The sequence below is a fragment of the Gardnerella coleohominis genome (assembly GCF_002896555.1).
Classification (GTDB): Bacteria; Actinomycetota; Actinomycetes; order Actinomycetales; family Bifidobacteriaceae; genus Bifidobacterium; species Bifidobacterium vaginale_F.
Map to the genome: position 1 here is coordinate 167,832 of NZ_MNLH01000001.1, position 22,745 is coordinate 190,576.

Annotated in this window: 16 protein-coding genes and 1 pseudogene; 11 read left to right on the forward strand and 6 right to left on the reverse strand. The window is 38.8% G+C overall.

The genetic code is table 11. The features are described 5' to 3' along the window. Positions 1-97: 97 nt before the first annotated feature. Positions 98-1,216: a polyprenyl synthetase family protein gene (locus tag BFS05_RS00590; RefSeq protein ID WP_103084141.1), complete on the reverse strand. Its 1,119-nt coding sequence runs from the start codon at positions 1,214-1,216 to the stop codon at positions 98-100. A 352-nt stretch (positions 1,217-1,568) separates the two neighbouring features. Between BFS05_RS00590 and BFS05_RS00595 the strand changes: the two genes are divergently transcribed. The 3 genes from BFS05_RS00595 to BFS05_RS00605 all read left to right on the forward strand — a co-directional run bounded on the left by BFS05_RS00595 (position 1,569) and on the right by BFS05_RS00605 (position 6,606). Further along, complete coding sequence (locus BFS05_RS00595; RefSeq protein ID WP_103084142.1) at positions 1,569-2,447, forward strand: hypothetical protein; 879 nt, start codon at positions 1,569-1,571, stop codon at positions 2,445-2,447. A gap of 138 nt (positions 2,448-2,585) precedes the next feature. Continuing rightward, on the forward strand, positions 2,586-4,061 hold the full coding sequence (locus BFS05_RS00600; RefSeq protein WP_103084143.1) for an RNA polymerase sigma factor: 1,476 nt from the start codon (positions 2,586-2,588) through the stop codon (positions 4,059-4,061). A gap of 106 nt (positions 4,062-4,167) precedes the next feature. Continuing rightward, positions 4,168-6,606, forward strand: a complete 2,439-nt coding sequence (locus BFS05_RS00605) for a DNA gyrase/topoisomerase IV subunit B (RefSeq protein WP_103084144.1) — start codon at positions 4,168-4,170, stop codon at positions 6,604-6,606. A gap of 204 nt (positions 6,607-6,810) precedes the next feature. On the opposite strand, the gene BFS05_RS00610 is transcribed toward BFS05_RS00605, so the two are convergent. Together BFS05_RS00610 and BFS05_RS00615 are read right to left on the reverse strand one after the other, a co-directional pair. Then, on the reverse strand, positions 6,811-7,920 hold the full coding sequence (locus BFS05_RS00610) for a type II TA system antitoxin MqsA family protein (protein ID WP_103084145.1): 1,110 nt from the start codon (positions 7,918-7,920) through the stop codon (positions 6,811-6,813). Between the two features lie 57 nt (positions 7,921-7,977). After that, positions 7,978-8,385: a hypothetical protein gene (locus tag BFS05_RS00615; protein WP_103084146.1), complete on the reverse strand. Its 408-nt coding sequence runs from the start codon at positions 8,383-8,385 to the stop codon at positions 7,978-7,980. Between the two features lie 305 nt (positions 8,386-8,690). Here BFS05_RS00615 and BFS05_RS00620 point away from each other — a divergent pair, with 305 nt between their 5' ends. The 4 genes and pseudogenes from BFS05_RS00620 (at position 8,691) to BFS05_RS00635 (ending at position 11,723) form a co-directional block, all read left to right on the forward strand. Then, the gene (locus BFS05_RS00620) at positions 8,691-8,873 is read left to right on the forward strand and encodes a hypothetical protein (protein ID WP_103084147.1); all 183 of its coding nucleotides are present in this window, start codon (positions 8,691-8,693) and stop codon (positions 8,871-8,873) included. Continuing rightward, positions 8,866-9,111 (forward strand): DUF3791 domain-containing protein, encoded by a 246-nt coding sequence (locus tag BFS05_RS00625; protein ID WP_103084148.1) that lies wholly within the window; start codon positions 8,866-8,868, stop codon positions 9,109-9,111. The genes BFS05_RS00620 and BFS05_RS00625 overlap by 8 nt, the downstream gene beginning before the upstream one ends. Positions 9,112-9,152: 41 nt before the next feature. Further along, positions 9,153-9,335, forward strand: a complete 183-nt coding sequence (locus BFS05_RS00630) for a DUF3791 domain-containing protein (RefSeq protein ID WP_103084334.1) — start codon at positions 9,153-9,155, stop codon at positions 9,333-9,335. 155 nt (positions 9,336-9,490) lie between these two features. After that, positions 9,491-11,723: pseudogene (locus BFS05_RS00635) on the forward strand (InlB B-repeat-containing protein). A 228-nt stretch (positions 11,724-11,951) separates the two neighbouring features. Here the strand turns inward: BFS05_RS00635 and BFS05_RS00640 are convergent. Both BFS05_RS00640 and BFS05_RS00645 read right to left on the reverse strand, forming a co-directional pair. After that, positions 11,952-13,166, reverse strand: coding sequence for an ATP-binding protein (locus BFS05_RS00640; RefSeq protein ID WP_103084149.1), 1,215 nt, complete (start codon positions 13,164-13,166; stop codon positions 11,952-11,954). A gap of 446 nt (positions 13,167-13,612) precedes the next feature. After that, positions 13,613-16,291 carry a DNA gyrase/topoisomerase IV subunit A gene (locus BFS05_RS00645; protein ID WP_103084150.1) on the reverse strand — a complete coding sequence of 893 codons (2,679 nt, stop codon included), beginning with the start codon at positions 16,289-16,291 and terminating at the stop codon, positions 13,613-13,615. Positions 16,292-16,473: 182 nt separating this feature from the next. Between BFS05_RS00645 and BFS05_RS00650 the strand changes: the two genes are divergently transcribed. Beyond that, the gene (locus BFS05_RS00650; RefSeq protein ID WP_103084151.1) at positions 16,474-17,706 is read left to right on the forward strand and encodes an alkaline phosphatase family protein; all 1,233 of its coding nucleotides are present in this window, start codon (positions 16,474-16,476) and stop codon (positions 17,704-17,706) included. A 63-nt stretch (positions 17,707-17,769) separates the two neighbouring features. Here the strand turns inward: BFS05_RS00650 and sepH are convergent, their stop codons facing one another. After that, the gene (gene sepH, locus BFS05_RS00655) at positions 17,770-19,200 is read right to left on the reverse strand and encodes a septation protein SepH (RefSeq protein ID WP_103084152.1); all 1,431 of its coding nucleotides are present in this window, start codon (positions 19,198-19,200) and stop codon (positions 17,770-17,772) included. Positions 19,201-19,360: 160 nt separating this feature from the next. On the opposite strand from sepH, the gene BFS05_RS00660 reads away from it, so the two are divergent. The 3 genes from BFS05_RS00660 to BFS05_RS00670 all read left to right on the forward strand — a co-directional run bounded on the left by BFS05_RS00660 (position 19,361) and on the right by BFS05_RS00670 (position 22,664). After that, positions 19,361-19,654, forward strand: coding sequence for a DUF4193 domain-containing protein (locus tag BFS05_RS00660; RefSeq protein WP_103084335.1), 294 nt, complete (start codon positions 19,361-19,363; stop codon positions 19,652-19,654). Beyond that, positions 19,654-20,133, forward strand: coding sequence for a dUTP diphosphatase (gene dut / locus BFS05_RS00665; RefSeq protein WP_103084153.1), 480 nt, complete (start codon positions 19,654-19,656; stop codon positions 20,131-20,133). Before BFS05_RS00660 ends, dut begins: the two co-directional genes overlap by 1 nt. 191 nt (positions 20,134-20,324) lie before the next feature. Further along, complete coding sequence (locus tag BFS05_RS00670; RefSeq protein ID WP_103084154.1) at positions 20,325-22,664, forward strand: RelA/SpoT family protein; 2,340 nt, start codon at positions 20,325-20,327, stop codon at positions 22,662-22,664. Positions 22,665-22,745: the final 81 nt, after the last annotated feature.

Genomic DNA, 22,745 nt, shown 5'->3' on the forward strand with positions numbered 1-22,745 from the left:
AGTGTACAGGCAAGTGGGTAGAGAAATAAAGATATAGCGCATTTTTATTGCTTTTTTACAATAAAAACACGCTATATATTCTACTTTTCTTAAGTTTTTACTTTCTCCACTGCTCAGGGATGAAGCGATTCATAATCTGGCGCATAATATCTTTGCCGCACTCATTCAAATCGCTATTGTCAAGAGCTTCTTGAGATTTATTCCAAAGATCCTTAATTCGCTCTTTAGACTTATCAATAGCACCACTTGTATGAAAGATTGAGATAACTTTCTTGACGTCTTCATCGTCGCGAGTTTTCTTAGTATAAGCTTCTTGCAAATACTTGCGATCAGATTCGTTGCTAGTCTGCAAAGCGTCTGCAAGAAGTGTAGCGCGCTTACCTTCGCGAATATCACCACCAACTGGTTTTCCAGTATGCTTAGGATCTGAAACAACGTCTAACAAATCATCTGCCAACTGGAATGCAATTCCCAAAGGCTCTCCAACGCTATAAGCAAAATCATGCGCTTGCTCAACTGTAAATCCTGCAGCAAGAAGTCCTAAGTGCATTGGTGCAACAGTTGTATAGCTTGCGGTCTTCCAACGGAACACGTTAACAGAAGAGTCGGCGAGTGTCTTAGGATCACTCAAATCCATCATTTCGATTGAAAGATCTAATACCTGGCCTAAGCAAACATTTCTTTGAGTATCAGCAAACGTTGCGAGAAGTTCTTGAGTATTACTAAGATTATTCGCGCTGTTTCGAGCTATATCAAAACTTTCAGAAGCTAATAAATCGCCGAGCATAAGGCCTAATCCTGTGCCTATTTGCTGGCTGTCATAAACGTTCGTAAGAGCGTAGTAAGCACTTGGCTTGCCTCGTCTTAATGACGATTCGTCAATAATATCGTCGTGGATAAGTGCAGCTGTTTGGAAAACCTCAATAGCGCACGCCATGTCAATCATTGACATTCGTTTAGGATCGTCTAAAGAAGGTTCAAAATCTAAGTTTTGCGCGTTGGATTTAGTTGCTAGCACAGCATCGTAAGAGCATAGCGCCAACAATGCGCGTAGACGCTTGCCTCCTTCGCTAGACGTAAAAGCTTGGTCTATCACTGTTTGCATGGTGTCTTTGCACGCTGAACGAAGGTTTTTGCATGCCGGAGACTCGAATTGCTGCTCTATAAGAACACCAATACGACTTTCTATTTGCTTAAGTTCCGCATCAATATCCATAATATGAAGTTATCCACAGGGTTTAGACATTATCCTACGTGCGTGTACAAATTTTATACTTTATATTTAAGTTTTTTGTTTTAATTTTTGTTTTGGTTTTTGTTCTATTTTGTTTTGGTTCTAGTTTTGGTTCTAGTTTTGGTTCTAGTTTTGGTTCTATTTTGTTTTGGTTCTATTTTGTTTTTGAACTTCTGACCACAATGATGATTTTTTATTGCTAATTAAAAATTTTGTTGAGAAACTTTTTAACTAAAGCTTGATTATGCTTTTAAAAAAATAATCATTGGCTAAAACGTAAAAACGTAAAACATAAAACATAAAACGTAAAACATGGGGATGTTTAGGGGGAATTATGACTGTTACAACTGGAATTATTATCGATAAATCTGATAGCCATATCTATACGTATGAATGTGTTGATCTGGACAATGAACCAATCAATGCAAAAGAATACGATAACTTAGATAGCAAGTCTTCTGACTATTATGATTTCCTTAAAAAAAATTTGTCACATGTATTTCAACAGTCTTTCATATCTAAGAATAATTCCGAAAATTCACAGTGGATTAAAAATCTGCGCTTTCTTGTATCCGATAGAATAAATGCTTATCAAAGTCTAGTTAAAATGCGTGGAGAGTCAGAAGCAAATATTATTTGCGGAGAAAAAGCTTTAAGTAACTGGTATGAAATGTTTTCTTATGAGAAAGCTGATATCGAAGAAAATTCTTCTAAAAATGAATGCACTTCAAGTGAAAATATAGGATTGCGCGGAATTGATTTAATATATTTGCCATTAGTTATGACTAGTAATATAAATGTGCGCGATGCAATGCTTATTTCTATTCTAGATGATTATCACGAGTGGTATGAGTATAAGTCATTGTATTCTTTGGCTTTCGAACCTCATACAAAAGTAATGTCACAGCATCTTAGGGATTGTTTAGAAAGTAAATTTACTTATTACGATCATATCCAAGACATTCGCAGAGTGAATAATGCTATTGACGTTTTAACTTCTATGGCCTACATCATGAGTGGTTATTCTGAATTAACAGCGCATATTTATGCATTGATTGCGTATCTGAGATGGTGGTTTAGCTTAGGAAAAGTCGAGCGTTATGTAAATCTTGCTTTAAATGCTTCCGAGGATTGTTCAATGGCGAGAATTGTTAAATCTGCATATGAAAACGGTGTTGAACCACAATGGCTGAAAAAGGATAAAATTCGCTGACTTATCAGGAATAGTTTAAAAATTAAGGAGCTAGATTGTCTTTAGAAGGTGGTTAACTAGCAAGACGCACAAAGTTGACATTGCCATAACTATGCCTTTATATAATTTTTATGACAATGGTTGTATCAGGAGGAATAGTTGACGAGTGAAGAACTAGAAGCTGACGAACTTACCACTAAAGAAGATAAGCCAGCAAAAACTCGTAAGACTAGCGGTACTCATAAAAGTAGTACGCGTTCGTCTTCCGCAACGTCTAAATCTTCGAGTTCGCTTAAAAAAGATGATGAAATTAGTGATTTAGATGAAGATGAGAATGTTGATTTTAATGATGATTCTCACGATGAAGATGGACCTGATTCATTAGATTCTGTTGGCGATGATGACGTTGACGTTGATGATGTTGACGATCATGATTTGAGTATGCAGCTGGATGATCTCGACGATATTCATCCTGAAGATATTGATGACGTTGACGTTGATGATGTAGACGACGTAGACGGTTTAGACGTTGATGACGACGTAGATGCTGATTTTGATGATTCAGATATCGACGATAATGAAGATTCAGAAGATAATGCAAAAGCCGAAGAGCCTGTTGTTCCGCAAGCTAAAGGTGCGTTTGTTGTACGCGATGATGATGACGACGATCCTTTAAATTCTGCTCCTGGTAATCCTAAGCGCCGCGTAATCGCTACTGGTGCTACAGCGGATCCTGTTAAGGATTATTTAAAGCAGATTGGTCGCGTGAGCTTGCTTAATGCTGAGCAGGAAGTTGATTTGTCAGAGCGTATTGAGGCTGGTTTGTATGCTCAGCATTTGCTTGATACGCAAATTGACCAAATGGAGTTCAAGCGTAAGCGCGAGCTTAAGTGGGCTGCAGCAGATGGTAAGAAAGCTAAAGATCATCTTCTTGAAGCAAACTTGCGTCTTGTGGTTTCTCTTGCAAAGCGTTATACCGGTCGAGGCATGCTTTTCCTTGATTTGATTCAGGAAGGTAACCTCGGTTTAATTCGTGCAGTGGAAAAGTTCGATTGGAAGAAGGGCTTTAAGTTCTCAACCTATGCTACTTGGTGGATTCGCCAGGCTATTACTCGTGCTATGGCAGATCAGGCTCGTACTATTCGAGTTCCAGTGCATATGGTGGAAGTTATTAATAAGCTTTCTAGAGTTCAGCGTCAGATGCTTCAAGATCTTGGTCGCGAACCTACGCCAGATGAGCTTGCACGCGAGCTTGATATGCCTGTTGAAAAGGTGCAAGAAGTACAGAAATATGGTCGTGAGCCAATTTCTTTGCACACTCCTTTGGGTGAAGATGGCGATTCTGAGTTTGGCGATTTAATTGAAGATACTGATGCAATCGCTCCATCGGATGCTGTGGCATTCTCGCTTCTTCAGGAACAATTTAGGCAAGTTCTTGAAACTTTGTCTCCTAGGGAAGCTGGCGTTATTAAAATGCGCTACGGTTTGGAAGATGGTCAGCCAAAGACTTTGGACGATATTGGTCGAGTATATGGTGTTACTCGTGAGCGTATTCGTCAAATCGAGTCTAAGACAATGTCTAAGTTGCGTCATCCTTCTAGATCGCAAACTTTGCGTGACTTCTTAGATCAGTGATTGAGTAGTGTTATATGCGAAGTGTCGTATTGTTACTTTTAGTGATAGTACGACACTTATTGCTTAAAATAATCGGTTGTATATTTAATCCATGCAAGGGGTAAAAGTGGTCTCTAATAAAGATCGAGAACAGTATGATGCCGACAGTCTGACTGTGCTTGAAGGCTTGGATGCTGTGCGAAAGCGCCCAGGTATGTATATTGGTACAACTGATAGCCAAGGTTTAATGCATTGCCTTTGGGAAATCATTGATAATGCTGTCGATGAGGCTTTAGCTGGTGCCTGCAATCATATTACTGTTACTCTTCACGACGATGGTTCTATTGAAGTTGCGGATAACGGCCGTGGTATTCCAGTAGATGTAGAGCCTAAAACAAAACTTACAGGTGTTGAAGTTGTTCTTACTAAACTTCACGCTGGCGCTAAGTTTGGTAACGCTTCGTACAATGCTGCAGGTGGTTTGCATGGCGTTGGTTCTTCTGTTGTAAACGCTTTAAGCTTGCGATTGGATGTTGAAGTCGATCGTGATGGCAAAACACACCACATGGCTTTTCATCAGGGGCATCCTGGAGTTTATAGTGATGCAGATCCAATGCATCCGTCTCCAGCTTCTCCGTTTAAGCGTACGCGCAAGAACAAGCCTACTGAGCTTGAGATTATTGGCACTGTTTCTCCAAAAACTACAGGTACTCGAGTTCGCTATTGGGCTGATCCTGAGATTTTTAATTCAACTGCTCGCTTTAGTTATGAGCAGCTTATTGCTCGCGTACGTCAAACAAGTTTCCTGGTTCCAGGCTTAAAAATTACTGTTATTGACGAGCATGTGCCTGAAGGCGAATCGGCAAATATTGAAGAAATTGATTTGCCGGAAGATACGGAAGACAATGTTGTAGAAGGTACTGTTGTAGAAGATAATGTTGAAGAAAATAATCTTCTTGAAAATCAGTCTGATAATAGCGATGACTCTGCGTCCGAATTTGAAGAATTAGAATCTGATGGCTTAGAATCTGAAGCAACATTAGAAGATGAAGCTGATACTGAAGATGATTCTGAAGATATCGCGTCTGAAGATGAGACTGAAGAGGCTGAATCTGAAGAATCAGTTGCGCAATCTGTTGCAAATACTGAGTCTGCTAACTCAATGCAAAATAAGCATCATCCTCGAGTAGTTGAATTTTTGCATAATGGTGGCGTCAAAGATTTCGTTGATTTTCTTTCAAAAGGTGAAGCAGTATCGGATATTTGGCGCATTTCTGGCGAAGATACTTATGTAGAAGAAACGCAAGCTGTTGATTCTGCAGGAGATTTACATGCTCAGCAAGTAACGCGTAAGTGTGGTGTTGATATTGCAATGCGCTGGGTGAACGGCTACGATTCAACGATTGTCAGTTTCGTGAACGTTGTTGAAACTCCTGGCGGAGGCATGCACGTAGACGGATTCTTGCAAGGATTGACTAAGCAGATTCGTAAAGCTGTTGAAGATAACGCTCGCAAGCTAAAAGTAAATCTTAAAGATTCGAATACGAAAATTGAACGCGATGATATTACAGCAGGCTTGGTTGCTGTTATAACTGTTCGCATTGCTGAACCTCAATTCCAAGGTCAAACTAAGGATGTTCTTGGAACCGCTCAAGTTAAGCCAATCGTTACTAAAATGACTGACGCTCAATTCGGAGAAATGATTTCCGGATCTAAGCGAGGGTTCAAAGAGCAGTCTGCGCGAGTTTTAGAGAAAATCGTTTCTGAAATGCATGCGCGTATTCAAGCGCGTAAAACTAAGGAAGTTACTCGCAGAAAGAATGCGCTTGAGTCTGCTTCAATGCCGCCAAAACTTTCTGATTGCCAGCCTGGAAACGACGATGTTGCAGAACTTTTCATCGTCGAGGGTGATTCTGCACTTGGTACTGCAAAAGCTGCTCGAAATTCTGCTTTCCAAGCGCTTCTTCCGATTCGCGGTAAGATTTTGAACGTGCAAAAAGCAAGTCTTGCACAAATGCTTTCAAACAAAGAGTGCGCTGCGATTATTCAGGTTGTTGGAGCAGGATCGGGAGCAAGTTTTGATATTTCGCAAGCGCGTTATAACAAGATTGTTATGATGACAGATGCTGATGTTGACGGCGCGCACATTCGTATTTTGCTGCTAACGCTGTTCTATCGTTATATGCGTCCGCTTATTGAGCACGGTCATGTTTATGCTGCAGTGCCGCCTCTTCACAGAATTGCTCTCGCTGGAAAGCACAAGGGCGAGTACATTTATACTTACTCAGACGACGAATTGGCTGGAAAGCTTGATGATTTGCAAGCTAAGGGCATTGATTTTAACAGCGATATTCAGCGTTATAAGGGCTTGGGCGAGATGGATGCGGATCAGCTTGCAGACACCACTATGGATCCTAGAACTCGTATGCTTAGAAGGATTCGCATGGAAGATGCTCAGCAGGCGAGCGAAGTATTCGATTTGCTAATGGGAGATGATGTTCCTCCGCGCAAGCAGTTTATTGTTGATAACGCGGACGACTTCGATCGCTCCAAAATCGATACCTGATTTTGCTATATAAACGCTTTGTTTATAAGTGAAATAAATTATATTGAACGTGAATTACTCACGAGTATCGATTGTGTGTAAATTACTTACACAAAAATCCTCCTGTCTAGTGAATTACTGCAGGAGGATTTTTATGTAGATTATTTATTTAGTTATTTATTTAGTTATTTATTTAGTTATTTATTTAGTTAGTTATTTAGTTAGTTATTTACTGGCAAACATATCTTTCGCATATTGGCGAATGTCATCTGGATTTATCATATTGTACTTTTCTTTTATTTTCGTAAAGTATTTGCCAATTATCTTTTTGCTGATTATTTTATCTGATGAATCATCAGTTTTTAGATTGCCGCGAGTAAGTATCCAAGGCTCCTCATGATGCGTAAATCGTTCAAGTTCTTTACCACTGTAACAGCAAAGATTATCAATAACACTATCGCATACTGCTTTTTCGGTAGTAGATAGTGTGGTTGTTAGTTCTGCTGTAAGTCGTGTGATGTCACTTTTTTGAGCGTATCTGTAATCATCTAATTTCTCTGATGATTTAATTCCTGATATTTCTGTCGTTGGTGAATCTATTGGATCAAAAGTGTAGTTTTTATAGCGCAAATAGACGTCTTTATACACAGGTCCATGAACCCATGCTTGACAATCATCGGTAAATATAAACGATTTATAAAAAGCGAAATGAAAACCCTGAATGTAGTATAAGGACTTTTGCAATGCTAGGGGAGTTATATCCTCACACTTTATAAGCAAGTATTGTATTACATTGTTTATTTTGTCACTCGACTTATTGCTATCAAAGTTATTGTTTGCAGAATTATTTTGTGATTCGTTTATTAGTGTTTGTGTTGCCTTATAACTTTTTTCGTAACTAATTGCAGATTTCAGATTATCCTTATTGCTGATTAATAATTGCAAGTAATATTCCGGGTTGTTATAGATATGTTGCAAAATGTCGGAATATTGTTTTGAAGGAATGTCTCCATCCGCAAATCTAGAAAACGTTTGTTCACCCCAACCGAGCAGTAGTGATAGCGGACGTTTGCCTATTGAGTATTTAGCAGGGATTTTCTTGATTTCGTCAAGCGGAATGATGTTGTTTTCTTTACGATACTCGTCATACAATGCTCGAAGATTCGCGTCAATAATTTCGGATACATATACGGCAGAACCGCATTCTTTGCAGTGTGCTTCTGTGCCAGTGTAGGAATATTGTTTTCCTTTAATAGATGCAGTCATTGGAACGGATTTTGTTGAGTACTCAACATCATTCCTGCATTCTTCGCAAAATGTCTTATTATCTTTCATTATGAGCCTTTTATTGAAAATTAGCAGATTTATTATATTTTTGAGTTGTTTATTAGATTATTTAAATAAATAATCTATCTGTTTATTTGCTTTATGGAATGAAATAACAACTGTTCTATTTTGCTGAGAAATAGTAATGATATTAAACTTCGTGTAAATGTTTACCATCTCACATTTACCTACGTGTGATAGTTTTACGCGTGGTGCGAATACGTAAAGCGTTTCATATTCATAGCCTCTTTTTTTGTTTTTTAACGAATGACAAAAATCTTCCACTTCTATGTTGAGAAGTATATTTTTCTGAATATCCGATCGCATGTTGTATTCTCGAATGAAGTTTATGTTTTCTTGACGATTTTCGTTTAACGAGATGGTAAAACGGTCATTCTTTATGCAGTCTTTTATCTTTGCAAGTATTGCTGAAATTTCTTCTTTTGTGTAATTCTGATTATAGTTCTTGTTCATATACCACCCCCGCTCTTATGATACAAAAAATAAGTGTGTTTATCAAGAAAAATGCATCTATTGATGCATAAATAATTTCATAAGCACTCTAAAATAAAATTTATTAGCCTTATTTATTTGGCTTGTTTTTATGCTTTAAGATGATATGCAATAAAATGTAAATTTGAAACTTTTATTTAGTCTAAATAAGACGTTGAACTCATTTGATTACTTACAGTATTGCTTATGTTTTTGAATATTGTATCATTTTTATTGTTGCTGATTTTGTCTTTTCCAGTAACAAATATTTGCAGTAGGAGGGTTGTATGCCTGATTTAGATTCTATTTCTGATCTATCTACAACAGATTGTGCTCTTTGCAAGAAATATCATATTCCTAATGCTGATACGCTTGCTGCGTTTGAAGAAGCTGAACAACTTAAATATGATCCTAATGTGAAAAAATACAGTTCATTTGATGAGTTCTTGAAAGATCTTGAAGATGAATGACAATAAGCAAGAGGCCTTTGATAGAGATAAGCTTGATTTTGCGATATTTTGTATTGAAAATGTTGCTAAGAAACTTAATCAAGACCCTCGCGATACGTATGATGCTTTGACTAAGAAAAGTAATATTCTTATGTCTTATATTGTTCCGTCATATGATGCTTTACATACTCAAGGCAAAGAGTATATTACAAACGATATTATTTCCTTCATGCGCGAAAAAGGTGTGGCAAACATTTAGGGGAGTGATGGATTTTGAATGCGAATCCTGTTTTGTTGCAAATGAAGTATGCGAGAGTTGTAAGTCTTCTTGCTGAGCGTGCTGGGTTGAGCTATGAGCAGGCGCTTGACGTGTTTTACCATTCGGTTACTTACGATTTGATGCGCAACGGTATTTCGAATATGCATTGCATGAGTGATGAATATCTGGTGGAAGATCTGCTTGAAGAAATGCATGAGTCTTAATTATTCGATACGTTTTTTAATTCATAATTTTGTATAAACATTATATTGAATTGTGGTATATTGGTCAGTGAGGTTGCATTCTTAGGATGAGATTGCAGCTGTGTGATTTTTATTTTATAAGTTTTTTAAATTTGTTTATTTTATAAGAGGGAAAAATGAACAAGAGAACTGTGCTTGTGTTGTCTACAACAATGATGAGTATTGCTACTGCTGCTTGCGCTTTTTGCGTAGCGCAGACTGCGAATGCGGCTGAGGTTTCTACTCCTAATATTTCGGGTGTTTCTACTGCAAAAGTCACTACCCCCCCCCCTAATTGAAAATAGCTCTTCTCAAGAAACCGATGCTTCTGGGAAGAATGGCATAAAGTCTTCTGATTCTTCCGATTCTTCTGATAAAGATAACATAAAACCTGAAACGAATTCGAAATCAAATTCTGATACAAATACTGAATCCAAGCTTGAGACTAAGAGTAGTGTAAAGTCTGATGTCAAGCTTGATACAAATACTAATGTAAACACTGTCGTTAAGACTACCGCTAAATCTAATGTAGATTCTGCTGTAAATACTGATACAGAGACTGAATCAAACATTGATTCAAAGTCTAAAGTTAGTGAAAACTCAGTTTCTCCAACGATTTTTAATCAAGCGCTTTTTGCTAGTGGTAAGCCGGTTGTTAATCCAACTCATGATCCTCAAACACAAACAACTGAGCTTAAGGTTAGCCTTGTATTTGAAACCATGAACAGTGATAATAAAAATGCATTGATTAATGGTAATAGCGATTTTGGTCAACTGAATTTTGTGAATTGGCCTGGTCCTAACTCAGACAAAATTGGAAAAGACGTTAAAGATGCGTTTTCAAAGATCCAGTTTCAGATAAAAGATTTAACTGATAACGAGATAGTAGCAACGACTGCTGGCACTTATAATCCTGATACTGCTACGAGCGCAACAAAAAGCTTGGGTAGTTATGATTCAAGCCATGAGTACGAAGTGTCAGTGGTAGGCAGAACAATTCCAAGCCCGTATTATGTGACGTATAATAATGTTTCCGCAGATGAAGGAAAAGAATTTCAAGGCGATATAAGTCATTTTAAATGGATTCCATCTAAAGGGTCGAATAAAACGTATCAGAATAAATTGTTCCGTATTAACGCCTTGGAAATTATTTATGCCAAGGATGAGTCTGTGGCAGACAAGTGCTTTTCGTATGAGCAGGCAAAAAATGCTGATGGAAGCTATAGATCTGATGGTAACTGGAATTTCAAGTATAATGATGACAATATTTTTGAGCGTATTCGTGTAAAAGATAATGCTATTCAATTCCCGACAACTAATCCTACGAAACCAGGTTACAAGTTTGTTGGTTGGCAGTTCTATGTTGCGCAAAAGTCGAATGGTTATCCATACACGTCATATGATCGCATGGATGATGATGATAAAAAGATTATTAAGAGTACAACCGTTGCGTATTGGGATTTTGGTAATAAGCCATTTATTGATTATCCATATTTTTTTGCTGTAATTAGAGATAGCAAGGGTGTAAATACGTTTGGTAGTAAACTCGGTACACAGTATTGCTCTACAAATCACACTTTCGTTGTGTTCCCGAAGTGGATAAAAGAAGCTGGTCATACAGTTACTTTTATAAACGAGGGAAGTGAGTATGCGAAAGTAAAAGTGCAAGCTGGTGAGTCTATTAGTGATCAGTCTATGCCTGCTAATCCTTCGAAGTATGGGTATTCTTTCATGATGTGGAATACTTCTTCTGATGGTAAAGGCTCAGAGTTTCTTGCTGGCACTAAAGTAGATAGCGATATGACAGTTTATGCTATTTATGATTTGAATGCTGTTGTTTTAAATCAGGTTCCAATTCTTAAATTGCAAGATAAAACGATTACTGAAGGCGATTCGATTGATTTGAATAGTCTTATAGTGTCTGCTAAAGATCCGGAAGATGGTGATATAACCGGTAAAGTAAAGCTAACAGATAACGGTGGCTTTGATAATACTAAAGTTGGCTCCTATAAGATTACGTTTAGCGTAACGGATAATGGTGGCGCTACTGCAACAGCATCTGCCACAGTAACTGTTACTAAGAAGCCAACACCACCGACTCCTCCAACGCCGCCGGAACCGGAACCAACACCGGTTCCTGAGCCTGAGCCAGAGCAGGAACTTGAGCCAGCGCCAGCTCCTGATCAAACTGATCAACCGGAGCAACCGAAACAGCCTGAAGCTAAGCCTGAAGCTAAGCATGCTGCTAAGAATCTTCCACAAACCGGTTCAACCACAACCACAGTTCTCTCTTCCGCAATTGCCTCGCTTTTTGCTGGTATCGCCGGACTAGCTAAATCATTTTCTGCAACGTGCAAGCGCAGAAACTAGTTATAAGTGGTAAATAATACGTAGTTTTGATTGCTTACGTTTTGTTAATAATTAAGGCTTCTGTTTAATGTTTAATACACTAAGCAGAAGCCTTATTAAAGAAAAAATTTTTAATTTTTTCAATAGGTGCGAGCTTTTTCGCATCCACTTACAATACGCAGAAATATAACATGTGTTTATGCTAAAACCAACACCTTAACTAAGCATCCTAACCATACTCAGGTTTTTTCAGTTCCATTTATCAGATAAAAGAAAATCACGAATATTCTTGTGCTTAATCCCATTTCGGCTCATATCAAACTCATCAAGAGAAACAACATATTTCGGGAAATTATCGCGAATAGCATCATACACTCCAAACTCACGACTCACCGTTTCTTGTGAAGCAAGCAAATAAGTGACCTGAACATACAGTTTTTCACCACGCTTACTGCATACAAAATCAATTTCCTTGTCACCCATTCTGCCAACAGTCACTTCATAACCTCGACGAAGCAATTCCAAATATACAATATTTTCCAAAATAAGATTAATATCTCGCATATTGCCACCGAAGATAGCCTCGCGAATACCATGATCAGCAATATAGTACTTTTCATTAGAAGAAAGAACCTGCTTGCCCTGCAAATCCTCTCTTTTTACCTGATAGAACAAGTACGCATCGCAACAGTATTTTATATAGTTCAAAATCGTTTCTGGAGCGACAGTACGATGCTCGTTTTTCAAAAACTTTGCAAGAGATGTTGCAGAAAAAGTCGTTCCAACATTAGCAATCACGTAAGCAATGATTCGTTCAAGCAAATCAACATCACGAATTTTATTATGTTTCACAATATCCTTAAGCTGAACCGAATTAAACAAATCATGAAGATACTGCTTAGATGGAGCATCTACATAACGCAGATTTGCAAGGTAAGGCATGCCCCCAGCAAGCAAGTATTCTTGAAAACACTGCTGATTGGATGCATTGGGACTGACTGAGTGATACAGTTCCATAAACTCCCCAAAAGAGAAAGGATATATCACAAACTCCACATATCTACCACCCAAATAAGTAGCAAGCTCGCCAGATAACAACTTCGCATTCGACCCAGTAATGTAAATATCACAATCCAAAGAAACACGTAAAGAATTAACGCACTTTTCCCAATCTTTAACCTCCTGAATCTCATCAAAAAAGAGGTAAACCTTACCACCAATCTCTTTAGCACGTTTAACAATCTCATCGTTCAACGCCTGAGCGGTTAGAAGATGCGAATAGCACATATCTTCAAAGTTGATTGAAATAAACTGCGTCGAACTAACACCAGATTCTGTAAGCTCCTGCTGAATCAGCTTCAACATAACCGACTTTCCACACCGGCGTATACCAGTCATAACCTTAATCAAATCAGTTCCAATGAATGGACGAATACGGCTCATATACAGTTCGCGTTTAATCATAAAATTTCACCCTCATTCCTTAACCAATTACAGTCTATCACACTTATAAGTGAAATTTAATGAGAAGATCAATAATTTATAAGTTATAACTGATAAAATAGCAAAACCGCATTTAACACTGCAAGAAACCAGCCTAAAGAAACCAATCATTAAACCTTTTAACGTTTAACTACGCTAAGCCCTGCTACATAAGGGCAAAAATGCACCCACCTATTAAGCTTTTGACATTAAGCAAACGCTTTCCACGTGATGCGTAACGGTATTTCGGATATGCATTGCATGAGTGATGAATATTTGGTGGAAGATTTGCTTGAAGAAATGCATGAGTCTAAGGTTATAATGCAAAAATAATCTAAACTTAATATAAAAATGGTGCCTTCGTTATTAGAATGAAGGCACCATTTTTGTTATATTGCTAACCGCGATTTTTATTTTTAACTTTCTATCTAGCCAATATGTGCAATAGGGGAAACTAGCTCTGTTCCAGAAGCATCCCGTCGCATATCTGGTTTAGGTAATTCAACATTTGAGCCACCAGGAGTAACAGCATAAAGTGGATAATTTCCAACGTACGCGTGTAACAAAGTATTCTGTCCTTTCAAGAATCTTTGCGATCGTACTCCACCAGTTCCACGTCCCTTAGTTGGATACATTGCTAGTGGCGTTAGTTTAGCTGCTCCATTATCTGTGCCAGGCAGAGCATTTTCATCTCCTGCTGCTGTGAAAACAATAGTTCCGGATGCGCAGAATAATCCATTATCGCCTTCTTCATAGTTCCATGCAATATTATCTTTGGAAACTACTGAGAATGCTGATACGATACATCCATCTGCTAAACGAATGCCTGCCATTCCTGCAGCTGTTCTTCCTTGTGGTCGCACCTGTTTTGCTTCGAAAGTTAGTAATGAAGAATCCGAGCTAATAAAGACTAGACGGTCATCGTCGCGCGCAATAGCCGCATTAATTACACTATCTCCAGGCTTTAAATCAATAACGCTCCAAGAATCCATGGTAGTAGGGGAATCGCTATTCCAGCGTTTTACTACGCCGTCTTTTGTTCCCATAGCGATTGGTTCTGGTTTATCTGGATTAAGTGATAGCGCAGAAACAACGTTTTCTCCATCAACTGGGCTTGTGCTTTGAGTTGATGTTAATAATTCATTTGCTTTAACGCCGCTAGATAGATGCAGTGGTTCAGTTTGTAAATCTTCACCATTTACGTTCGAATTAAGTTGAGGCAAATCAGCTACATGCGCAAGAACAAGTCGGCCAGCTGAAGTAATCAGGGCGTATGTTGAGCGTGTTGTAGTTACAAACATATTGTGGCAAGGCGTATCGAAAATATTTCTAGAGCTTGTTTTCCACTTATTAAAAGTATCTATATTTGTTCTAGCTATTAATCCAGATGCGCTTAAGGCAACTGCGCACGGCTCATCGCTTAATTGCAATGCTGCGGCTGCGGCATTAGATTCTCCAGCAAGACGGGCTGCATTCGCTGCTGCAACATCTGCTTGGACGGAAGTTAACTTATTAGCTTCATGAACAGCTGCCATAGCAATATCTGCATCTGAACTTTTAGTATTTCGAGTTTGAACTGTGGTGAAACTTCCATCTTCTTGTTCGTCTAAAAGAATAGTTCTTCGTGGAGTGTCCCATTGCTTTACAGCGGAATCCATGTCTGCTATAACAACTTTATCAAGCTCAATATTAGAACTTAAAATCTTATTTAATTCATCGATTTTCTTTAGTAAATCGTCGCGTTCGGATTCAAGTTCTATGCGACTCATTTTTGTAAGTCTACGCAAACGTAAATCGAGTATATATTGTGCTTGAATATCGTCTAAATCGAAAACTTTAATTAATTTAGTTTTAGCGCTATCAGCATCTTCTGAAGAGCGAATAACTTGAATCACTTCATCAATATCAAGTAAAGCAAGTAATAAGCCATCAACTAAGTGTAAGCGTTCTTGTGCTTTAGTTCTTCTAAATTCGCTACGTCTGCGAACTACTGTTCTGCGGTGAGAAATCCACACGTCTAAAAGTTCACGCAATCCCATAGTATGCGGTCTTCCGTCCACTAAAGCTACATTATTAATCGTGAAGCTTTCTTGTAGTGGAGTGTGCTTAAAAAGTTGCGCAAGAACTGCGTTTGGATCAAATCCTGTTTTAATTTCTATTACTAAGCGAGTGCCATTATGGCGATCTGTTAAATCGATAGCTCCAGAAATTCCGTCAAGTTTATGAGCTTTAATTCCTTGAGAAATTCGCTCAAGTACTCGCTCAGGTCCTACCATAAATGGAAGTTCAGTTACAATAATCGCTTTTTTACGAGCGGTAATATTTTCAATATGCGTTTGGGATCTGGTAGTGAAAGCGCCTCTACCGGTTTCATATGCTTCGCGTATTCCAGATCTACCAACAATAATTCCTCCGTTTGGCCAATCCGGGCCTGGGATAAATTGCATTAAATCATCTAAAGTTGCGTCAGGATGCTTCATCACATACTTTGCAGCTGCAATTACTTCTCCTAAGTTGTGAGTGGCCATATTAGTGGCCATGCCAACTGCGATTCCAGAAGCTCCATTTACAAGTAAATTAGGTATTGCGGATGGAAGAACTGTTGGTTCTTTAAGCTTATTATCGTAGTTTGGCGCAAAATCAACTGTATCTTCGTTAATATCTGCATTCATGCCTAAAGCTGCAGGTGCTAAACGCGCTTCTGTATAACGCGAAGCTGCAGGACCGTCGTCTAAGGAGCCGAAGTTTCCGTGTCCATCAACCAGAGGGAGTCGCAAAGAGAATGGCTGAGCTAAACGAACCATTGCCTCATAAATTGCAGAATCGCCGTGAGGGTGCAATTTACCCATTACTTCGCCGACTACTCGAGCGGATTTCATATAAGCATGATCAGGGCTTAAATTCATATTGCCCATTTGATACACGATTCTTCTTTGAACTGGTTTCATACCATCTCGTGCATCAGGTAAAGCGCGTGCGTAAATAACGGAATAAGCATATTCCAAGAACGACTTGCTCATTTCTTCATTGAGCGGCGTTTCAACAATATGCTCTTTAACTTTTCTTGGGTCAAAAGCAGGTGCTGTTGAATGACGGCGTGAAGGCATGATGTAACTCCTTGGAATGATTTTACAAAGTATCATAATAGCAATTTATGTGCACAAGGTGTTGGAATAGTTTAATTGTTTGATGAAACTTGTGATTGATGCGATTGATGTAATTGATGTGCTTGATGTGCTTGATTAGTTAAACTTGTGTGTTTTCTTCATAAAGTGGTTCAATGATATGTATGAGCGTTGAAATGCTGTCTTTGCAAGAGTTGCTGCGATTTGATGAAAAAGTTGGATATGGCGATTGGCAGTCGTCGTCTATTTATAATTTTGGCGGTGCTTTACATTTATCGTCTGTTCTTCCTGCAATTTGCGATGCGATTGGTGTTCCAGTAAGAACTGCTATTCATGAAGATTCTTCTTTTTTGCGAAAAGCTTTAAATATTCCATGTGCGCGTCAAGCAATTGTTGTGCTTGTTGACGGTTTAGGTTATTGGAATATTGTTAATAGAATTGGGCATGCTCCTTATCTTCGCTCGCTTATGAAAGAACCGTTAAATCAGCGTCCGATTTATTCGTGTTTGCCTAGTACAACAGTTGCAGCAATGAGTACTTTTGGAACCGGAACTTGCCCAGGTCTTACATGTATGACTGGATATACTCAAAAAAATCATGAAACGGGCGCTTTAGCTCAGTTGATTCAATTTCGTGATGCCCCGAATCCAGAAGATTTGCAACGTCAGCCAACTATTTTTGAATTATTATCAAAGCAAGGTGTTCGCTCTGATAGTGTAAGTCTTCCTAAATTTGAAAATTCTCCTCTTACTATTGCTGCATTACGTGGAGCAAATTATATAACTGGTGGAACTCCGCGCGCTCGCATTTTCGCTGCTGCTAAAACAACATTTGAACCTGGACTTACTTATATGTATTTGCGTGATACAGATAAGGTTGGCCATAATTACGGTTGCGATTCTGGAGAATGGATTGCTGCTTTTGAGCAAGTTGATGAGCAATTGCGATTATTGCGTAAACAGTGTGCTAGTGGAACTTTAATTATTATTACTGCTGATCATGGAATGATTCAATCTGACGCTAATCAGCGCATTGACATAGCTAAGAATGCACAATTAATGAAAGGTGTTTCTTTAGTTGCTGGAGAGCCTAGATCCGTAATGCTTTACGCACAGGATGGTGTTAGCGCAGATGAGTTAGCTCAAAATTGGAGGAATGTTTTAGAAGATAAAGCATTAGTTAGAACTAAAGATCAAGCTATTTCAGATGGTGTTTTTGGTGATGTTTGTAGTAGAGCTCGTGAAATTTTAGGTGATGTGATTGTTCAAGCTAAGAATCGCGTTACAATAGTTGATTCTCGAATGCAATCTGAAAAAGCTATGAGTTTGCCAAGTGTGCATGGATCTATGACGCGTCTTGAAATGGAGATACCTTGCTTAATTGATTTGGTCGACTGATTTTGTTAATCGACTTTGTGATTAAGCAAGGTATTTAGATGTTTTATAGATAGCTTTCTAAAATCATCCTTCTCCAAATAAAATCTCATCCCAGCTAGGAACAGCAGATCTTCCGCTTTTTCTCTTATGCTCATTAGGACGTTGTTTTTCTTCGTTATTTAATTTTTCAGCCGCATTCGTGTTTTCAGCTGAAATCAGGGTAGAAGCATCTGAAAGATTCTGGCTTTTATTAGAATCATGCTTTTCGTTGTTTGCGCTTGTACCTATTTCAGCTTTTTGAGAATTAGTGCGCTTATTGGAATGCTTTATTGTACTATTTGAAGCTTCTTGAGCATTTAATTGTGAAGTTTCATAAGCTGATAATTTTGATATGTCATCTTTTTGTAGCAATAAATCTTCTTGAGAGTATCTAGAAGATTTAGAGCTTTCTGCTATTTTCGAAGCGCTTTCTGAATCAGAATTAGTGTCAGAAATATTGGTGTTTGTAGCATTATCAGATTTATTTCCAACTTTAGCTGATGTATTGCCTCTGTTGGAACTATGATTTGCTTTCACATTCAGTTTGGAAGGTGCACTAACTTTTTCATTTCCGTTTGAAGAATTCTTTGGCGCGGATGCGGATGATTTATTTACGTAATCCGCAAGAGTGTTTACTTCATTTTGATTGTTTAATTGTGAATCTTCACTGGAATCAAATTGATTTGCATCGTTAGAAACTGCTAATGAATTTGCGTTAGAGTTTTTATCGTTAAGCTCCCATTGAGAAATAGCGCGTTCAATTCTTGCTGAACGTATTGAATTTCCAGGAAGTTCACTATTTTCAAAAGGAAAAGCCGCATTTACATTATCTCGATAAGGAGTAGTGAATGAAGACTTATTTGTATTTACGTGAGCTGAAGATGTTATTTCTTCGCCAAGCAAAAGTCTAGAGGAAGGATTCATGCACGAAACAGTATTGTCATGCATGTTCCAAGTCCATTCAGCTTTAATTGTTCGAGTAGCAGTGTTGAATTGAGCAACAATTCGCCATGGTTCAAGTCCTCTACGAGTGGCTTTCCATTTCACTGTTTCCATTCCAATGCGAGCTTTTGCTAGTGTTCGCTCGATTAAATCTGAAAGAGTTCGCATATTACTTTGCTTAGGAGCTGGAACAGCTAAGAATTGCTCTATAGCGTATTGCTTTTCTGTTTCGACGCCAGCAGAGAATCTTCTAACCTGCGATTCGCTAATATGATAGCGTTGCGAGACATGAGCTGGGTCAATACCTGCTCGAATAAGGGCTTGAATTTGTGATATAGGAAGCGCACTAGATGTTGAGGTTCCTTCTTCGGATTTCTCACTACTTTTATCTTTAATGCGCTGTGATTCTGTTATGGCGTGCTTCAGCGTGTCGTCCATGAAAATTTTTAACGGCGTGTTTTCGAAAATAAAAATTAAATCGCCATTCTCATCCACATGATCGAAACTCGCCGTTTTTGGCGGATTTTCAAGCATTGTACACCACTTTCCTCGCTTCCAACAATACTATCTATATACTTTAGTCTATACTCTGCATTCTTTAACATTTTACATATATTTAAAAACGTGTATTCTGTGCGGGGTGGCATTCATGTATGCTATGCGCGTAGAAGCTTTAGAGAACGAAAGGACCATAATGGCACAAGATTATGATTCCCCTCGTAGTAAAGATGAGGATGAAGAGTCATTGCAAGCGTTAATCAAGGGTTCGCAGAACTCTTCTAATGAGATTGACGATGATGAGAATGCTATTGCTGAAGATTATGAGTTGCCTGGTGCAGATCTTAGTGGTGAAGATGCATCTGTGACAGTAATTCCTATGCAAGGTGATGAATTTATTTGCTCAGAATGCTTCTTGGTTAAGCATCGCAGTCAGCTTGCTGAATCTTCTACTGAAAACCATCCTATTTGCAAGGAGTGCGCAGCTTAATGGCATATGATGAAACTTATAACGGACCAGAACAGTTAGAGGTGCTTATTAGTTATCTCGATAATGATTCTGAGCCGATGGAGCCTCTTCATTATGCTCATGCTTCGGATGCTGGTGCGGATTTGCGTACTACTCAAGATTTTGTTTTGAAACCTTTTGAGCGTGCGCTTGTTCCGACTGGAGTCGCGATTGCGTTGCCTGCAGGATACGTTGCCCTTGTACACCCGCGTTCTGGTCTTGCAGTTAAGCAAGGAGTTACTGTTTTGAATGCTCCTGGAACTGTGGATGCTGGTTATCGCGGTGAGATTAAGGTTCCGCTTATTAATTTGGATCCTGAGCATACGGCTGAATTCCATAGAGGAGATCGTATAGCTCAATTAGTAATTCAAAGATACGTAAAGGCTGATTTTATTCCTGCTGAAAAACTTCCTTCTTCAGACCGATCTGATAAAGGTTTTGGCTCAACAGGATTGCAATAAATAAATATGCTTATAAATCCGACTTGCTTGCGCTTGTCGGATTTGTCGTAAGTTTTACAATATTTACTGATATTTTTTGAATTTATTATCATTTGTTCAAAGAATATCCATATTTTTTATGTTATTCAACAATTTAGTTATCGGATTTTGTTGAAACATGTAGGATAGTGTTAAACGGGAGGTGATGTACGATGGGCGAATCGCAAGAAGAAATAAAGGGTGCTAATAAATTAGGTTGCGAAATTAGTAATGAACCTAATAACCCATTGTGCCCAATTTTACGAATGTGCCAATGGCATCATCCCGGTGAAAATATGGATATACTTCATCGTGCTTATAAGAGAGCAGTGAAGCAGCATACGGGTCAGCGTCGTAAATCAGGAGAGCCATATATTATTCACCCTCTTGCAGTGGCGCAAATTCTTGCAGATCTTGGCATGGGACCAGTAGTTGTTGCAGCAGGATTATTGCATGACACGGTTGAAGATACAGACTATACGCTAGAAGAGTGTAGGGCTGATTTTGGAGATACGGTAGCAGGTTTAGTTGATGGTGTTACCAAAATCTCGAATATGGAATATGGAGATAACGCTCAAGCTGAAACCATACGAAAAATGGTTGTAGCAATGAGTAGGGATGTGCGAGTTTTAGTGGTAAAGCTTGCAGACCGATTGCATAATGCTCGTACATGGAGGTACGTTAAAGCATCAAGCTCGCATAAAAAAGCTCGTGAAACTCTAGATGTTTATGCTCCTCTTGCAAATAGACTTGGTATGAATGCGATTAAAACAGAGCTTGAAGAATTAAGTTTTAAGGTTTTATATCCAAAAATTTACAATGAAATCGTTGTTTTAGTTGCTCGTAGGGCTGGTCAGCGTGAAGTTTATTTACGCCAGATTCTTGAAGAAATCAACGAAGATTTAGCTGAGCAGCATGTTAAAGCTTCTGTTAAAGGCCGTCCAAAAGATTATTTCTCGATTTATCAAAAGATGATTGTTCGAGGCCATGATTTTGAAAATATATATGATCTTGTGGGCGTACGAATAATTGTTGATTCAATTCGAGATTGTTATGCCGCATTAGGTGCCGTGCATGCGCGCTGGAGCCCTGTTCCTGGGCGTTTTAAGGACTATATAGCAACGCCTAAGCTAAACATGTATCAAAGTTTGCACACTACTGTTGTAGGGCCTGGCGGAAAGCCTGTTGAAATTCAGATTCGTACATGGGATATGCACAGGCGTGCTGAATTTGGTATTGCTGCACACTGGAAGTATAAAGCTAATGGTCAGGCTGGTCGCGCTTTAAGTAAGCCAGACAATGATGATTTAAAGCGTGAAAAGGAAGATCGTAAAGAACTTAGCGAAGCAGATAATCTTAAGTGGATTCAGCAGCTTGCCGATTGGACTAGTGAAACACCTGATTCGGATGAGTTTTTAGGATCTTTAAAACAAGATTTAGGAGCTTCAGAAGTATACGTCTTTACTCCTAAGGGGAGTATTGTTGCTCTTCCTCAAGACGCAACTCCAGTAGATTTTGCTTATTCTGTGCACACTGAAGTTGGTCATCGCATGATGGGCGCTCGCGTTAACGGCCGTCTTGTGCCTCTTGATACTAAGCTTGTTAATGGAGATACTGTTGAAGTCTTGACGTCAAAGTCAGATACTGCTGGCCCATCTAGAGATTGGCTTAGCTTCGTAAAGTCTCCTCGTGCTCGTAATAAGATTCGTCAGTGGTTCAGCAAGGAACGTCGTTCTGAGGCCATTGAAGAGGGTAAGGATGAGCTAACTCGTGCTATGCGTAAGCGTAACTTGCCTATCTCTACTTTGATGACTCCGCAGGCTTTAATTGGCGTCGCAGATGAGTTGAATATTGCACCTAATGTTGAATCTGTTTATGCAGCTATTGGCGAAGGTCAAGTTTCAACACAGAATGTTATTTCTAGACTTGTTAAAGATGCTGGTGCAGATGAGGTTGATGAAGAGGTTGAGCAGGAAGCTTTGCCTTTAAGAAGACCTGAGCGTGCGCGTAAAACTAATGGCGCTCTTGGTGTATCAGTTAAAGGCGTTGGTGACGTTTGGGTTAAGCTTGCGCGTTGCTGTATGCCTGTTCCTGGAGACAATATAGTTGGTTTTATTACGCGTAATCAAGGCGTTTCTGTTCATAGAACTGATTGCCAGAATATGATTGGTTTGCAAAAAACTCAGTCTGAGCGTGTGATTCCTGTGCAATGGACAAGCGATAAGGGTTTGTTCATGGTTAAAGTTCAGGTTGAAGCTTTGGATCGTCAGCATCTTCTTTCAGATGTTACTAAAGTGCTTTCTGATCACGGAGTAAATATTATTTCCGGATCTATTGCTACTGGAGACGACAGAGTTGCTACAAGCCAATTTGCTTTTGAAATGGCAGATCCTCAGCATCTGAATACTTTGCTTGCCGCTATTCGCAAGATTGAAGGTGTTTTTGATGTTTACAGGATTACGGGCGCTAAAGATAGTGCTGAGCCAAGACTTAGGAAAATGGAACGAGATTAATTAACGGTTACTTTTTTAACGTTTATTTTTTGACGTTTATTTTTGACATTTACTTTAAAATTATTTAATAAAAAGCGAGTC

Bases quoted from the DNA above. Each gene is read 5' to 3' on its own strand.
- BFS05_RS00590 (WP_103084141.1), bottom strand. From the start codon at position 1,216: ATGGATATTGATGCGGAACTTAAGCAAATAGAAAGTCGTATTGGTGTT.
- BFS05_RS00595 (WP_103084142.1), top strand. From the start codon at position 1,569: ATGACTGTTACAACTGGAATTATTATCGATAAATCTGATAGCCATATC.
- BFS05_RS00610 (WP_103084145.1), bottom strand. From the start codon at position 7,920: ATGAAAGATAATAAGACATTTTGCGAAGAATGCAGGAATGATGTTGAG.
- BFS05_RS00615 (WP_103084146.1), bottom strand. From the start codon at position 8,385: ATGAACAAGAACTATAATCAGAATTACACAAAAGAAGAAATTTCAGCA.
- BFS05_RS00620 (WP_103084147.1), top strand. From the start codon at position 8,691: ATGCCTGATTTAGATTCTATTTCTGATCTATCTACAACAGATTGTGCT.
- BFS05_RS00625 (WP_103084148.1), top strand. From the start codon at position 8,866: ATGAATGACAATAAGCAAGAGGCCTTTGATAGAGATAAGCTTGATTTT.
- BFS05_RS00630 (WP_103084334.1), top strand. From the start codon at position 9,153: ATGAAGTATGCGAGAGTTGTAAGTCTTCTTGCTGAGCGTGCTGGGTTG.
- BFS05_RS00640 (WP_103084149.1), bottom strand. From the start codon at position 13,166: ATGATTAAACGCGAACTGTATATGAGCCGTATTCGTCCATTCATTGGA.
- BFS05_RS00645 (WP_103084150.1), bottom strand. From the start codon at position 16,291: ATGCCTTCACGCCGTCATTCAACAGCACCTGCTTTTGACCCAAGAAAA.
- BFS05_RS00650 (WP_103084151.1), top strand. From the start codon at position 16,474: ATGAGCGTTGAAATGCTGTCTTTGCAAGAGTTGCTGCGATTTGATGAA.
- sepH (WP_103084152.1), bottom strand. From the start codon at position 19,200: ATGCTTGAAAATCCGCCAAAAACGGCGAGTTTCGATCATGTGGATGAG.
- BFS05_RS00660 (WP_103084335.1), top strand. From the start codon at position 19,361: ATGGCACAAGATTATGATTCCCCTCGTAGTAAAGATGAGGATGAAGAG.
- dut (WP_103084153.1), top strand. From the start codon at position 19,654: ATGGCATATGATGAAACTTATAACGGACCAGAACAGTTAGAGGTGCTT.
- BFS05_RS00670 (WP_103084154.1), top strand. From the start codon at position 20,325: ATGGGCGAATCGCAAGAAGAAATAAAGGGTGCTAATAAATTAGGTTGC.